Source organism: Streptomyces sp. LMG1-1-1.1, from assembly GCF_040815545.1.
Lineage (GTDB): Bacteria > Actinomycetota > Actinomycetes > Streptomycetales > Streptomycetaceae > Streptomyces.
Genome location: NZ_JBFPNH010000022.1, coordinates 68357 through 81719 on the forward strand (window position 1 = coordinate 68357; position 13363 = coordinate 81719).

At 73.2% G+C, this 13363-nt stretch carries 13 protein-coding genes; 7 read left to right on the forward strand and 6 right to left on the reverse strand.

From position 1 onward, the window contains the following. Positions 1-33 precede the first annotated feature (33 nt). Positions 34-2181: an RNA polymerase recycling motor ATPase HelR gene (gene helR / locus MRBLMG1_RS13020; RefSeq protein ID WP_367823837.1), complete on the reverse strand. Its 2148-nt coding sequence runs from the start codon at positions 2179-2181 to the stop codon at positions 34-36. A gap of 281 nt (positions 2182-2462) precedes the next feature. Here helR and MRBLMG1_RS13025 point away from each other — a divergent pair, with 281 nt between their 5' ends. Beyond that, complete coding sequence (locus tag MRBLMG1_RS13025; protein WP_367823839.1) at positions 2463-3758, forward strand: M20 metallopeptidase family protein; 1296 nt, start codon at positions 2463-2465, stop codon at positions 3756-3758. A 59-nt stretch (positions 3759-3817) separates the two neighbouring features. Here the strand turns inward: MRBLMG1_RS13025 and MRBLMG1_RS13030 are convergent, their stop codons facing one another. Together MRBLMG1_RS13030 and MRBLMG1_RS13035 are read right to left on the reverse strand one after the other, a co-directional pair. Further along, complete coding sequence (locus MRBLMG1_RS13030; RefSeq protein WP_367823841.1) at positions 3818-4207, reverse strand: VOC family protein; 390 nt, start codon at positions 4205-4207, stop codon at positions 3818-3820. Positions 4208-4318: 111 nt separating this feature from the next. Further along, positions 4319-5209, reverse strand: coding sequence for a LysR family transcriptional regulator (locus MRBLMG1_RS13035; RefSeq protein ID WP_367823843.1), 891 nt, complete (start codon positions 5207-5209; stop codon positions 4319-4321). A gap of 118 nt (positions 5210-5327) precedes the next feature. Between MRBLMG1_RS13035 and MRBLMG1_RS13040 the strand changes: the two genes are divergently transcribed. Beyond that, on the forward strand, positions 5328-6605 hold the full coding sequence (locus MRBLMG1_RS13040; protein WP_367823845.1) for an MFS transporter: 1278 nt from the start codon (positions 5328-5330) through the stop codon (positions 6603-6605). After that, positions 6605-6922 carry a cupin gene (locus tag MRBLMG1_RS13045; RefSeq protein WP_367823933.1) on the forward strand — a complete coding sequence of 106 codons (318 nt, stop codon included), beginning with the start codon at positions 6605-6607 and terminating at the stop codon, positions 6920-6922. Before MRBLMG1_RS13040 ends, MRBLMG1_RS13045 begins: the two co-directional genes overlap by 1 nt. Positions 6923-7011: 89 nt before the next feature. On the opposite strand, the gene MRBLMG1_RS13050 is transcribed toward MRBLMG1_RS13045, so the two are convergent. Next, the gene (locus MRBLMG1_RS13050; protein WP_367823846.1) at positions 7012-7827 is read right to left on the reverse strand and encodes a cache domain-containing protein; all 816 of its coding nucleotides are present in this window, start codon (positions 7825-7827) and stop codon (positions 7012-7014) included. Continuing rightward, the gene (locus tag MRBLMG1_RS13055) at positions 7781-8632 is read right to left on the reverse strand and encodes a FadR/GntR family transcriptional regulator (protein WP_367823848.1); all 852 of its coding nucleotides are present in this window, start codon (positions 8630-8632) and stop codon (positions 7781-7783) included. The genes MRBLMG1_RS13050 and MRBLMG1_RS13055 overlap by 47 nt, the downstream gene beginning before the upstream one ends. A 137-nt stretch (positions 8633-8769) precedes the next feature. Here MRBLMG1_RS13055 and MRBLMG1_RS13060 point away from each other — a divergent pair, with 137 nt between their 5' ends. The 4 genes from MRBLMG1_RS13060 (at position 8770) to MRBLMG1_RS13075 (ending at position 12934) form a co-directional block, all read left to right on the forward strand. Further along, positions 8770-9807, forward strand: coding sequence for an ABC transporter ATP-binding protein (locus MRBLMG1_RS13060; protein ID WP_367823850.1), 1038 nt, complete (start codon positions 8770-8772; stop codon positions 9805-9807). A gap of 149 nt (positions 9808-9956) precedes the next feature. Continuing rightward, a complete protein-coding gene (locus tag MRBLMG1_RS13065) occupies positions 9957-11156 on the forward strand; it encodes an ABC transporter substrate-binding protein (protein WP_367823852.1) in 1200 nt (399 codons plus the stop codon). 10 nt (positions 11157-11166) lie between these two features. Further along, positions 11167-12096: an ABC transporter permease gene (locus MRBLMG1_RS13070; protein WP_367823854.1), complete on the forward strand. Its 930-nt coding sequence runs from the start codon at positions 11167-11169 to the stop codon at positions 12094-12096. Between the two features lie 22 nt (positions 12097-12118). Further along, the gene (locus MRBLMG1_RS13075; protein ID WP_367823856.1) at positions 12119-12934 is read left to right on the forward strand and encodes an ABC transporter permease; all 816 of its coding nucleotides are present in this window, start codon (positions 12119-12121) and stop codon (positions 12932-12934) included. A 108-nt stretch (positions 12935-13042) separates the two neighbouring features. On the opposite strand, the gene MRBLMG1_RS13080 is transcribed toward MRBLMG1_RS13075, so the two are convergent. Next, positions 13043-13351, reverse strand: coding sequence for a CU044_2847 family protein (locus MRBLMG1_RS13080; RefSeq protein ID WP_367823858.1), 309 nt, complete (start codon positions 13349-13351; stop codon positions 13043-13045). Between the last annotated feature and the right edge of the window lie 12 nt (positions 13352-13363).

Sequence of the window (13363 nt, forward strand, 5' to 3'; positions counted from 1 at the left end):
CGGAGGGTGCGGCGGGCGGCGGAGCCGGGTCCGTCAGGAGCTGGTGAGGACGACGAGGCGCTGGGTCGCGCGGGTCATCGCGACGTAGCGGTCGACCGCGCCTTCGACGCCGTCGCCGAAGGCGTCCGGATCGACCAGGACGACCAGGTCGAATTCGAGGCCCTTCGACAGCGACGGCGTCAGGGACCGGACGCGGTCGGTGTCCCGGAAGGCCGGAGCGCCGATGACGCAGGCGACGCCGTCGGCGTGCTCGGCCAGCCAGGTGTCGAGGATCGAGTCCAACTCCGACACGGATCCGTGGACGACGGGGAGTCCGCTGCTGCGGACGGACGTCGGCACGTTGGCGTCGGGGATCGCGGTCCGGATGACCGGCTCCGCCTCGGCCATGACCTCCTCCGGGGTGCGGTAGTTGATGCTCAGGGTGGCCACGTCGATCCGGTCGAAGCCGTTGCGCTCCAGCCTGTCCCTCCACGACTCCGTGAACCCGTGCCGGGTCTGTGCGCGGTCGCCGACGATGGTGAAGCTGCGGGACGGGCAGCGGAGCAGCAGCATCTGCCACTCGGCGTCGGTCAGTTCCTGGGCCTCGTCGACGACGATGTGGGCGAACGGGCCGGTGAGGGGTTCCGGGTCGGCGACGGGCAGCGCCGCGTCGTCGACCAGGCTGTCCTTCAGGTCCTGTCCGCGCAGCATCGTGACGGCGCCCTCGCCGTCGTCGTCGGCCGCGAGCACGTTGTCGATGACGTCGGCCATGCGGGCCCGCTCGGCGTCGACGGAGGCCTGGTGGCGACGCTTGCGCGCCGACGCCTCCGGGTCGCCGAGCCGTTGCCTGGCCGCGTCGAGGAGCGGCAGGTCGGACACCGTCCAGGCCTGCGGGTCCGTACGCCGGAGCGTGCGCACCTCGTCGGGGGCGAGCCAGGGAGCGCACAGGCGCAGATAGGCGGGGACGGTCCACAGGTCGCCGACGAGGTCGGCCGCTTCGAGCAGCGGCCAGGCCCGGTCGAGCGTGTCGATCAACTCCCTGTCGAGGAGCAGGGACTTGCGGAAGAGTTCGGGCGGGACGTCCCCGTCGTTCTTGTCCGTGAGGATGGCGATCAGCTCCTCCAGGATCTGGTCGCGCGCCTCGTTGTGCGGGGTGCCGGGTTCGACGGACCGGAACGCCTCGGCCCAGTCGTCGGCGCTCAGCCACACGTCGGACCAGGAGGTGGTGACCGTCATCCCCTCGGTGGGCGGCGATTCGTAGAACCGTACGGCCGTCTCGATCGCCCCGACCATGTCCGCGGAGGACTTCAGGCGGGCCGCCTCCGGGTCGGTCTCCAGCCCCGCGCGCGGCCCTTCGGCGACAAGGTCGCGCACGGTGCAGGTCTGTACGCCCTCTTCGCCGAGGCTGGGGAGGACGTCGGCGACGTAGTTCAGGTACGGCTGGTGGGGGCCGACGAACAGCACGCCGCCGCGCCGGTGGCCGAGGCGGGGGTCGGAGTAGAGGAGGTACGCGGTGCGGTGCAGGGCGACGACGGTCTTGCCGGTGCCCGGGCCGCCGTCGACGACGAGCGCGCCGCGGGATCCGGCCCGGACGATGGCGTCCTGGTCGGACTGGATGGTGGAGAGCACGTCGCGCATGCGGGCCGACCGGTTGCCGCCGAGGCTGGCGATGAAGGCGGACTGGTCGTCGAGCGCGGCGCGGCGTTCGAGGCCGTCGGCGGTGAACACCTCGTCCCAGTAGTCGCTGATGCGGCCGCGGGTCCAGCGGTACCTGCGGCGGCTCGCCAGGCCCATCGGCCGGGCGTGGGTGGCGGCGAAGAACGGTTCGGCCGCGGGGGAACGCCAGTCGACGAGGAGCCGGCGCCCCTCGCTGTCGGTGAGGCCGAGGCGGCCGATGTACAGCGGTTCGGCGCCGTCCGCGCCGACGACGTGCCCGAGGCACAGGTCGAGTCCGAACCGGCGCAGGGCGCGCAGGCGGCCGGTCAGTCGGTGGATCTCCAGGTCCCGCTCCATCGCCGCCTGGCCGGCGCCGCCCGGCGCCCGGCGCTCGGCGTCGAGGCGGTCGGACAGTTCGGCGATCGCCTGGTCCAGGCTCTCCGCGATGGCCGCGAAGTGCTTCTCGTCGCCGGCGATCAGCGCCGGGTCCGCCTTCGCGGCGAGGCTGTCGGACAGGTCGAAGGCGCTGGTGGTCTGAAGGTGCATGTCTCCCGTTTCCGCAGGTCCTGGCTTCGAGGGGAGATTGTGCGGCAACCGGGGGGCCTTGCCGCAAGCCCCCCTGTGCGCTATACCTTGAGAGTGGCGGAGGATGTGTCGTCTCCTCGCCCCTGCGGGGCCGTGCTGAAGTCCGGCCCCCGTCCCCCTCCTTCAGGCCGTGTGTGCGTGTCGTCTCCGTGCTCTCGCGGCGAGCCCGACTCCCTGGTGGCAGGCTGGTGGCGCACGCGTCCCATGGCCACGGCGCCAGCCGCATCGAGAGGGAGTTCCCGTTGGGCAGCGAGGCGATCCACGACGAACTGGACCGGCGGGCGGGCGAGGTGGCGGACCGGGTGGTGGCCTGGCGGCGCCATCTGCACCGGCATCCGGAGCTGTCCAACCGCGAGGTGAACACGGCCCGGCTTGTGGCGGAGCACCTGCGGGCGCTGGGCATCGACGAGGTCAGGACCGGCATCGCGGGCCACGGTGTCGTGGGGGTCCTGCGCGGTGCGGCCGCGGGCGAGCGGGTCGTGGCGCTCCGTGCGGACATGGACGCACTGCCGGTGAGGGACCTGTGCGGCACGGACTTCGCGTCGGAGGTGGTGGACGCCGACTACCCGGGCGGCCCGTTCCCGGTGTCGCACGCCTGCGGGCACGACTGTCACACCGCGATGCTGCTGGGAGCGGCGACGGTTCTGGCGGGGGTCCGCGACCGGCTGCCGGGCACCGTCCTGTTCGTCTTCCAGCCCGCCGAGGAGGGTCCTCCGGTGACCGAGGAGGGCGGTGCGCGGGCGATGGTCGAGGCGGGCGCCTTCGCCGCTCCGGTGCCGACGATGGCCTTCGGCCTGCACGTGACGCCGCACCCGAAGGGGTGCGTGGGGTACCGGATCGGCAACCAGTACGGCGCTTCCGCGCTGGTCCGGATCGTCGTCACCGGCAAGCAGACGCACGGTTCGACGCCCTGGGAGGGGATCGACCCGATGCCGGCGGTGGGGGCGATCCTGACCGGCATCGGCCAGGTGTACCGGCAGGTCTCGGCGTTCGACGCGGTCACCGTGACCATCGGGCACGTGGAGGACGTCGGCCGCTTCAACATCGTCGGCCAGACGGTGACCCTGTGGGGCACGGTCCGCTGCGCCGTGGAGTCGGACATGGCGGAGGTCCGCCGCCGCCTCACGACCCTGGCCGAGTACTCGGCGGCCGCCTACGGGGCGGCGGCCTCCGTCGAGTACCTCCAGCCCGTGCCTCCGGTGCACAACAGCGGTCCGTGGGTGGCCGCGGCCCTGCCCACCTTCCACCGGGTGGTGGGCGAGGAGCGCGTGGTGGAGACCGGCGGAACCCTCGGGTACGACGACGTCTCCGAGTTCGTGAGCCGGTTCGGCGGCCTGTACGTGATGCTCGGCGTCCAGGACGCGACCCTGGACGCGTCGGGTCGGCCGGTGCCGGTGCCGGGCGGGCGCGGGCTCGTCACCAACCACAACCCGCACTTCTACGCGGACGACGACACCCTCGTCACCGGCGTCCGGCTCCACGCGCACGTGGCGTACGACCATCTGACGGGGGACCTGGTGGCGTCCGCGCAGTCCTAGGCACCGTAATTGGTCGAGGGCCGCACCCCCGCGGGGGTGCGGCCCTCGACGCGGGGTGCCTACGAGGTCCAGCCGCCGTACGGCACGGTGATGAGTTCCATGGCGTGGCCCGCCGGGTCCATGAAGTAGACGCCGCGGCCGCCGTCGTTGTGGTTGATCGCGCCGGGCTGCTTCCGGTGCGGGTCGGCGTAGTGCTCGATGCCGCGCTGCCTGATCTTCGCGTATGCCGCGTCGAACTCCTCTTCGGAGATCAGGAACGCGTAGTGCTGGGGGGTGATCCGGTCCGCGGGGACGGTGGCGAAGTCCAGCGTGACGCCGTTGTTCAGGTCCACCGCGATGAACGGGCCCCACTCCGCGGTGATCTCAAGGCCCAGCAGGTCCACGAAGAACTCCGCGGACTCCCGGTTGTCCCGGGCGTGGACGATGGTGTGGTTCAGATCGACTGACAAGGAATGCCTCCGAGGGCATCTCCCGACACCTCCATGCCTCACCCGGTCGGTGACCGACACGCGATGTCGCCGTAAAGCCTAGTCGCCGCGGGCGCCCCCTCACCACTGGTTTCAGGCCGGGGCGGCCGTGCCGACCGCCGCCACGAAGGCCCCGAGCAGGTCGGAGTGGGCGGCGGTCGGCCAGGCCAGGCCGTACGCGAGGGGCGGGGCGTCGCGCAGCGGCACGTAGGCGATGCCGGGGCGGGGGTGGTAGGCGGCGCCGCGTGCGGCACCGGGGGCGGCCCCCCGGCCCGCCGACACGTGGGAGAGGACCTCCTGCCAGGTGGCGGCCGCCGGACCCCGTCCGACGGGCGCGCCGGACGGGGTGCTGCGGGGGTAGTGGTGGTCGGTCCAGTAGTCCGGGGCGGCGCCCTCGGGGGCGATCAGGTCGAGGCCGGCGAGGTCCTCGAGGTCCAGGGAGGTCCGGCGGGCGAGCGGGTGGGCGGAGGGCAGGAGCAGTACGCGCTCGTCGGTGGTGACGACGGGACCGGTGGTGAGGTCCGGCTCGCGGACGGGGAAGGCCACGAACTGGACGTCCAGCATGCCGTCCTTGAGGGGGCGGACGCCCTCGTCGAGCGCAACCTCCCGGACGGTGATCTCGCAGGCGGGGTACAGCGCGAGGAGGGCGTCGGCGGCGGCAGTGAGCAGATCCCCGCCCCAGGGGGTCCCGAAGCCGGCGCGCAGCCTGCCGTGGAGGCCGCGCCCCGCGGCGGTGGCGCGTTCGAGGGCGGTGCGCAGCTGCCGGTAGGCGGGCAGCAGGTCCTCGTACAGGGTGTGGCCGACCGGGGTGAGGCGGACGCTGCGGCTGGTGCGCGTGAAGAGGGGCGTGCCGACGCGTCGCTCCAGCTTCTTGACGGTCTGGCTGACGCGGCCGGTGGTGACGCCGAGGCGTTCGGCGGTGCGGCCGAAGTGGAGCTCCTCGGCGAGCGTCAGGAACGCCTCCAGTTCGTACCGTTCGAGCATCGCCCCTCCAGTGATCGTTGAGTGTGGCTCAACGCCGCTTCGATGATCGCATCTTGTTCGGCCCGGGTGCCGGCGGGGAGCCTGGAGGGGTCCGCTTCCCCCGTACGGAAGAGAGTCCGTGGAACCCAGCCCTCTCGCCGCGCCCGCACCCGCCCGGCCCGTGAACGTGCCGCTCTTCGCGCTGGCGGGGGCCGTCACCGTCGCCAACCTCTACTTCCCGCAGCCGCTGCTCGCGGCCGTGGCGCGCGGTCTGGAGGTCTCGGAGCGGACGGCGGGGCTGATCGCCCCGGCCGCCCAGGTCGGGTACGCGCTCGGGATCCTGCTGCTCGTCCCGCTGGCCGACACCGCGCGGCTGCGGCGCCTCACCTCCGTACTGCTCGCACTGACCAGCGCGGCCCTGCTCGTCGCCGCGGCGGCCCCCGACGTGGTCACCCTGGCCGTCGCGACGCTCGCGCTCTCCACCACGACGGTCCTTCCGCAGATCCTCACCCCGGTGGCTGCGGTGCTGGCGGGTCCGGGGCGGCGGGGCCGGGTCGTGGGCCTGGTGGGCCTCGGCCTGACCCTCGGCTCGGCCCTCTCCCGTACGGTCTCGGGCGCGGTGACCGACGCGACCGGCAGCTGGCGGGCTGCCTACGTCGTCGCGGCGGCGGCGACGGCGGTCCTGCTCTTCGTGCTGCCGCGGCGACTGCCCCACCGGCTCGGGCCGCGGGATCGCACGTCGTACGCCGGGCTTCTGGCCGGCCTGCCCCGGCTCCTGGCCGCCCATCGGGAGCTGCGGGTCTCGGCGCTGCTCGGGGCGTGCGCCTTCGCCGCCTTCAGCGTCTTCTGGGCCGTGCTCGCCTTCCATCTGGCGGCCCCGCCCCTCGGATACGGGCCGGGGGTGGCCGGGCTGTTCGGACTGCTGACGCTCCCCGCGGCGTTGCTCTCGGCGACGGCGGGTCCGCTGGCCGACCGCTACGGGACGGGTGCGGTGAACGCGGGCGGTCTCGCCTGCGCGGGCCTCGGGCTCGGGCTCGCGGTTCTCGCGCCGTACTCCCCCGCGGCCCTGGCGGCGGGGGCGAACCTGCTGGTGGTCGGGGTCAGCTCGTCCCAGGTGGCCTCCCAGGCGCGGATCTTCGCCATCGGGCAGGAGGTGGCGGCCCGGGTCAACACGGTCTTCATGCTGGCCACCTTCGGCGGCGGCGCGCTCGGCTCCCTGGCCGGATCCTGGCTGTACGCGGTCCACGGCTGGCCGGCCGCGCTCCTGGCGGCGGGGGTGTGCGTCGCCGCCGGGCTCCTGGTGGGGGCCGTGTCGGCGCGACCGGCGGCCCCGAGTTGCGTCCCGGACGGCACACGGGAGGCTGGGGGTATCCACCCGCACGCCGCGCCGGAGAGAACCCCGCAGGGAGAGACATGATGCTTGACCTCACCGCGCTCGCCGACGAGCACCTCGCGGCGGCCCGTACGGCCCCGCACGGACGCAGCGCCCATCTCGTGATGCACGACGGGGTGCTCCGGCAGACCGTCATCGCCCTGACCTCGGGCACGTCCCTCGACGAGCACAACGCTCCCCCGGCGGCCAGCCTCCAGGTGCTGCGAGGCCGCGTGAACCTGACGGCCGCCGGGTGGACGGAGGCCATGTCGGAGGGGTCCCTGCGGATGATCCCGAAGGAACGGCACGGCCTGACCGCCCTGGAGGACGCGGTGGTGCTCCTGACCGCCGTGAACGACTGACCACCGCGCAACGCCTGACCACGGCGAAACGCCTGACCTCTCCGAAAGGCCGAAAGCCCAAGGCCTGAAGGCCAGGCCACGCGCGCGTCTCAAGGCGCGGCGGTGACCAGGACCAGGGGCACGCCGCCGCAGGGCAGCAGGCGCAGGCCGTCGGCGTGGTGTGCGGCCGGCGGGCCGGCGAGGACGGCGGCGAAGTCCGGTCCCCTGGTGAGGGATCCGGCGAGGTGGGCCGGGTCGGTGGAGGCGGCGACCCGGCCGCGTGCGTTGACCAGGCGGGCCGGGACGGGCAGGCGCTGGAGCACGGGCAGCACGGCCGCCTCGAAGTGGCGCAGGTAGACGTCGGCGGCGGCCACGCCGACGAAGCGGCCGGCGTGCGCGACGGGGGCGGAGAGCGTCAGCCCGTACTCGTCGGAGCACAGGTAGTCGACGTACGGTCCCGCGACGGCCCGTCGGCCGGTCTCGCGCGGCAGGGCGTACCAGTCCCAGTGGGTGTAGTCGGAGTAGGCGGAGCGCTCCGGGTCGAGGTCGAGGAGGAGCGGGCGTACGGTTCCGCCGGGTCCCCGCTGCCACCATTCGAGGCAGCCGGGGACGTCGTCGAGGAGGCCGGGCGCGGCGACGAAGCCCACCCCGGACACCAGCGGGAGGGTGCCGAGGCGGGCCCGCAGGCCGGGGCGCAGGGGCGCCAGGTCGGCGGCGACGGGCGCGCGGCCCGCCCCCGACACGTCAGCGAGCAGCGCGCTCGTCTCGGCGCCGGTCTCGGCGACGGCCGCGAAGACCTGTTCGAGGGTGTCCCGGACGCGGCGGACGACCTCGGCGACGGGTCCGCCGTCCGGTGTCGCCGCACCGGCCCGCGTGGTGTCAGCGGTGGCCCGTGCGGGGCCCGCGAGCCCGGTGCTCCTGGCCATGGGTGTCCTCCTCGGACCGAGGCTCGGCTGCGCGGCCGGGGGCGGCGAGGCGCAGCGCGATCAGCCGCTCCACCGACTCCCGTACGCATGTCTCGGCGAGCGTTCTTGCCCGCTCGTCGGCCTCATCCTGCACGGCGGAGATCACGGCGCGGTGACGATCCGACAGATCGGCCAGATGTGCGGGGTCGTCGAGGACGAGGCAGAGCAGGGCGCCCAGGTCCGTCTGGAGGGCGATCTCCTCGCGGGTGAGGCGCGCGGACTGCGCGGCGGCGGCGAGTTCGACGTGGAAGCGGCCGTAGAGCCTGCCGCGGGTCGCCGGGTCGGTGGCGGCGGTCAGTTCCTCGACCGTACGGGTGAGGGGGCGCAGGTCGCCGGGCTGGGTGCGGCGTGCCGCGAGCAGGGCTGCGGTGCCCGAGACGGCCGCCCAGTGGTCGCCGAGGTCGCGCAGTTCCTCGGTGGACCAGTCGGCGAGCCGGGCGCGCAGCCGCTCCTCGGGAGGGCTGTCGGGCAGGGTGACGAAGCTGCCGCCGCCGCGGCCTCGGCGGGTGGTGACGAGTCCCTGCTGCCGCAGGGCCATGAGGGCTTCGCGCAGGGTGACGGTGGAGACGCCGAGCTGTCCGGCGAGCTCGGTCTCGCCGGGCAGTTGCTCCCCGTCGGCGAGGAGGCCGAGCTCGATGGCGTCGGCGATGCGGCGGACGACGGTGTCCACGCGCGCGCGGGTGTCGACGGGGGCGAAGGCGGCCCTGCGGGCGGTGCCCGCTCCGGGCGCGCGGTCCCCGCCGTCCGGCCTGCCGTTCGGTCTCACGGTTAACCACCTCGCGCGTCGAGCTTGAGCGTTGACTCAGCCTTTACCTTAAAGGGGTCTTGAGATTTGAACTATGACTTCATATGTTTACGCCCACGCCCGAGCAACGCTCCACCGCACCAGAAAGGTTCCCGCCCATGGAGGGAATGGCGATCCGGCTGACGGGACTGCGCAAGGCCTACGGCCGGACCGAGGCCGTGGCCGGGGTGGATCTGGAGATCGCCGACGGCGAGTTCTTCTCGATGCTCGGCCCCTCCGGATCCGGCAAGACGACCGTGCTGCGGATGATCGCCGGCTTCGAGACGCCCAGCGGGGGCACCGTCGAGCTGGCCGGCCGCGACGTCACCCGGCTCGCGCCCTTCGAGCGCGACGTGCACACCGTCTTCCAGGACTACGCGCTCTTCCCGCACATGACGGTCGAGCAGAACGTCGCCTACGGCCTCAAGGTGCGCGGAGTGCCCCGCGCCGAACGCCTCGTGCGGGCCCGCGCCTTCCTCGCCCGCGTCGGCCTGGAGGGCCTCGGCCGCCGCCGGCCCGCCGAGCTCTCCGGCGGCCAGCGCCAGCGTGTCGCCCTGGCCCGCGCGCTCGTCGGGCGCCCCCGGGTGCTGCTCCTCGACGAACCGCTGGGCGCGCTCGACCTCAAGCTCCGCGAGCGGATGCAGGTCGAACTCAAGGAGATCCAGCGCGAGGTCGGCATCACCTTCGTGTTCGTCACCCACGACCAGGAGGAGGCCCTCACGATGAGCGACCGGATCGCGGTCTTCCATCAGGGCCGGATCGAGCAGGTCGGCACACCCGCCGAGATCTACGAACGCCCCGCCAGCCCCTTCGTCGCCGGCTTCGTCGGCACCTCCAACCTGCTGAGCGGCGACACCGCCCGACGACTGGTCGGGTCACCGGGCACGTACAGCATCCGGCCGGAGAAGATCCGGATCGTCACCGACCCCGCAGCTCCCGCCGACTCCGGGGTCTCCACCGCCGCCGGCACGGTCGCGGAGGTCGTCTACCTCGGCGACTCGACCCGGTTCCTGGTCGACCTCGACGCGGGCGGCCGGCTCACCGCCGTCCAGCAGAACCTGGAGACGTCCTCCGCCGACCTCGCGGGCTTCCGCGGCGCCCGCGTCGGCCTCCACTGGCACCCGCGCCACGCCGTGCCCGTCCCCGAGACGCCGTAACGCCCCCTTCGGCGCACCCGCGCAGGCGACCGCGTCCCGTCAGGGCCCCGCCCCTGAGGCCGCGCCCCCCTCAGCCTCGCCCTCTCAGGCCCCGTCCCCCACAGCCCTCGCCCCCTCAGGCCCCGTCCCCTCACGCAACGGAGAACCACGTGCGCCCGCACCGCTCCCTCCTGACCGCAGCCGCCGTCTCGGGACTGCTCCTCGTCACCGCCTGCGGATCGGCGGACCCGGCCGGATCCGGCAAGTCCGGCGGCCTCAACCCGCCCGACCTGAAGGCGCCCACCGCGCTCGGCAAGGCCGAGGGCGAGGTCAACCTCATCGCCTGGGCGGGGTACGTCGAGGACGGCTCCAACGACCCGAAGGTCGACTGGGTCACCGCCTTCGAGAAGCAGACCGGCTGCCAGGTGAACACCAAGACCGCCGCGACCTCCGACGAGATGGTCTCGCTGATGAAGACCGGCGCGTACGACGCCGTCTCCGCGTCCGGCGACGCCTCGCTGCGGCTCATCGCCTCCGGCGACGCCGCCCCCGTGAACACCGCGCTGGTCCCGAACTACGCCGACGTCTTCGCCGGGCTCAAGGGCAAGGACTGGAACTCCGTCAAGGGCGTCGCCTACGGCATCCCGCACGGCCGCGGCGCCAACCTCCTCATGTACGACACCGAGAAGGTGAAGCCCGCCCCCGACTCCTGGTCCGCCGTCTTCGACAAGGCCTCCGCGCACAGCGGGAAGGTCACCGCCTACGACTCCCCCATCTACCTCGCGGACGCCGCCCTGTACCTCAAGGCGACCAAGCCGGAGCTGGGCATCGAGAACCCGTACGCGCTGGACCAGAAGCAGTTCGACGCCTCGGTCGCCCTGCTCAAGGAGCAGAACGCGCACATCGGCGAGTACTGGAGCGACTACCTCAAGGAGATCTCCGCCTTCAAGAGCGGCGACTCGGTCGTCGGCACCAGCTGGCAGGTCATCGCCAACCTCGCCGAGGCCGAGGGTGCGAAGATCGAGGCCGTCCTGCCGAAGGAGGGCTCCACCGGCTGGTCCGACACCTGGATGGTCTCGGCCAAGGCCAAGCACCCCACCTGCGCCTACAAGTGGCTCGACTGGATCGTCTCGCCGAAGACCAACGCCCAGGTCGCGGAGTACTTCGGCGAGGCGCCCGCCAACGCCAAGTCGTGCGCCGAGACCGCCGACAAGAACCACTGCGCCACCTTCCACGCCACCGACGAGGGCTACTGGAAGCAGGTGCACTTCTGGACCACGCCGATCGAGCAGTGCCTCGACGGGCGCACGGACGCGCGCTGCGTCCCGTACGCGAAGTGGGTCCAGGCCTGGAACGAGATCAAGGGCTGATCCCGGCGCCATGACCACGCTCTCCCCCTCCCCGCGCGCCACCGGTGCCGGTGCCGACGCCGGGCCGGACCGGGGCACCGGTCCGGCCCGGCGGCTCGCCGGGGCCCTGCACCGGAGGCCGCGGCTGCGGCTCGCGGCCCTGCTCACGGCACCGCTGCTCTGGCTCGTCCTCGCCTATCTCGGGTCCCTGGCGGCGCTGTTCCTGTCCGCCTTCTGGACGACCGACAGCTTCACCTCCGAGGTCGTCCGGATCTGGACCTCGCAGAACTTCGAGGAACTGGTCACCTCCCCCGTCTACCGGACGGTCGCGCTGCGCACCGTCGGCGTCGCCCTCGCCGTGACCGCGCTGTGCGCCGTGATCGCCTTCCCGCTCGCCTTCTACACGGCCCGGGTGGCACCCGCGCGCCGCCGGCCGCTGTTCGTGGTCGCCCTGCTCATGCCGCTCTGGGCGGGCTACCTGGTCAAGGTGTACGCGTGGCGGCTGATCCTGTCCGAGGGCGGTCCCCTGGACTGGGCGCTCCGGCCGCTCGGCCTGAGCGGTCCGGGATACGGGCTCACGGCCACGGTGATCGTCCTGACGTACCTCTGGCTGCCGTACATGGCGCTGCCCCTCCACACGGCGCTCGTCCAGCTGCCCGACAGCCTGCTGCACGCCTCGGCCGACCTCGGCGCGCGGGCGGGGCGCACCTTCGTCTCCGTCGTCCTGCCGATGGTGTGGCCGGCGGTCGCCGCCGGATCGGTCTTCACCTTCTCGCTGAGTCTCGGCGACTACATCACGGTGCAGATCGTCGGCGGCAAGACCCAGTTGATCGGCAACCTCGTCTACTCCAACGTCACCCTCAACCTGCCACTGGCCGCCGCGCTCGGCACCGTGCCGGTCGCCGTCATCGTGGTGTACCTGCTCGCGGTGCGGCGCTCCGGCGCGCTGCGCAGCCTGTGACCGGCCGGAAGGACCGCGACCGATGAACCTCTCCCGTCCCGCGCGGATCGCGCTGCGCACCGCGGCCGGCCTCGGCTTCGCGGCGATCTACCTGCCGCTGCTGCTCGTGCTGCTCGGCTCGCTCAACCCCGACCGGTCGGCGAGCTGGCCACCGCCCGGGCTCACGCTCGACTGGTGGGCGGCGGCCTGGGACAACGAGGGCGCCCGTGCGGCCCTGTGGACGTCGGTGAAGGCGGGGCTGTCGGCGACGGCGGTGGCGCTGGTGCTCGGCACGCTGATCGCCTTCGCGGTGCAGCGCCACGCGTTCTTCGGGCGCGAGGCCGTCTCGTTCGCCGTGGTGCTGCCGATCGCACTGCCCGGCATCGTCACGGGCATCGCCCTCAACTCGGCGTTCGGCACGGTCCTCGAACCCCTCGGGGTGGGCCTCGGGATGTTCACCGTGGTCGTGGGCCACGCGACCTTCTGCATCGTCGTGGTCTTCAACAACGTGGTGGCCCGGCTACGGAGACTCCCCGGCTCGTACGAGGAGGCCGCCATGGATCTCGGCGCGCACACCTTCCGCACCTTCTGGGACGTCACCTTCCCGCTGCTGCGGTCGGCGCTCCTCGCGGGCGGTCTGCTCGCCTTCGCGCTCTCCTTCGACGAGATCGTGGTGACCACGTTCACGGCGGGGCCCGGGGTGCAGACCCTGCCGGTGTGGATCTTCGACAACATGACCCGTCCTCAGCAGGCCCCGGTGGTCAGCGTGGTCGCCGCCGCGCTCGTGCTGCTCTCGGTGGTGCCGATCTACGCGGCCCAGCGGCTCTCCTCGGACACCGCCGGCGGCGGCCGGGTCTGACGTCCGCGGCGAGCGTCCCGCTGCTCCTGGGGCTCGGCATCCTGGTCGGCACCGAACTCGCTGCGGCAGAGAGGCCGCCGGCCGGGACGACGCGGGCGAAGCCCCGGCTCAGCGGGGCTTCTTCGTCCATTCGAGGGTCACCCGCAGGCTCGCGTTCGCGCTGCCCTGGACGACGAGCGCGGTCAGCCTGCCCGCGTCCAGGCCGAGCTGGCAGCCGAACTCGACGGTGGCGCGGTCGGGAGCCGCCTGGTGGAGCGCGTCGCCGATCTGCCCCGCGAAGGAGGACAGCGCTTCGGTGACCGCGGAGAGGTCGGGCAGGCGGTCGCCGAGCCCTTCGAGTTCGGAGTCGGGGCCGAGGCGGCGCGCCTCCACGAAGAGCGTCGCGTCCCCGACCTCGACCTTGGTGACGTCCGGCATGTGGCTCCCTGC

Excerpts from the sequence above, each read along its gene's own strand:
- MRBLMG1_RS13060 (WP_367823850.1), top strand. The coding sequence starts at position 8,770 with ATGGAGGGAATGGCGATCCGGCTGACGGGACTGCGCAAGGCCTACGGC.
- MRBLMG1_RS13075 (WP_367823856.1), top strand. The coding sequence starts at position 12,119 with ATGAACCTCTCCCGTCCCGCGCGGATCGCGCTGCGCACCGCGGCCGGC.
- MRBLMG1_RS13045 (WP_367823933.1), top strand. The coding sequence starts at position 6,605 with ATGCTTGACCTCACCGCGCTCGCCGACGAGCACCTCGCGGCGGCCCGT.
- MRBLMG1_RS13070 (WP_367823854.1), top strand. The coding sequence starts at position 11,167 with ATGACCACGCTCTCCCCCTCCCCGCGCGCCACCGGTGCCGGTGCCGAC.
- MRBLMG1_RS13050 (WP_367823846.1), bottom strand. The coding sequence starts at position 7,827 with ATGGCCAGGAGCACCGGGCTCGCGGGCCCCGCACGGGCCACCGCTGAC.
- MRBLMG1_RS13035 (WP_367823843.1), bottom strand. The coding sequence starts at position 5,209 with ATGCTCGAACGGTACGAACTGGAGGCGTTCCTGACGCTCGCCGAGGAG.
- helR (WP_367823837.1), bottom strand. The coding sequence starts at position 2,181 with ATGCACCTTCAGACCACCAGCGCCTTCGACCTGTCCGACAGCCTCGCC.
- MRBLMG1_RS13080 (WP_367823858.1), bottom strand. The coding sequence starts at position 13,351 with ATGCCGGACGTCACCAAGGTCGAGGTCGGGGACGCGACGCTCTTCGTG.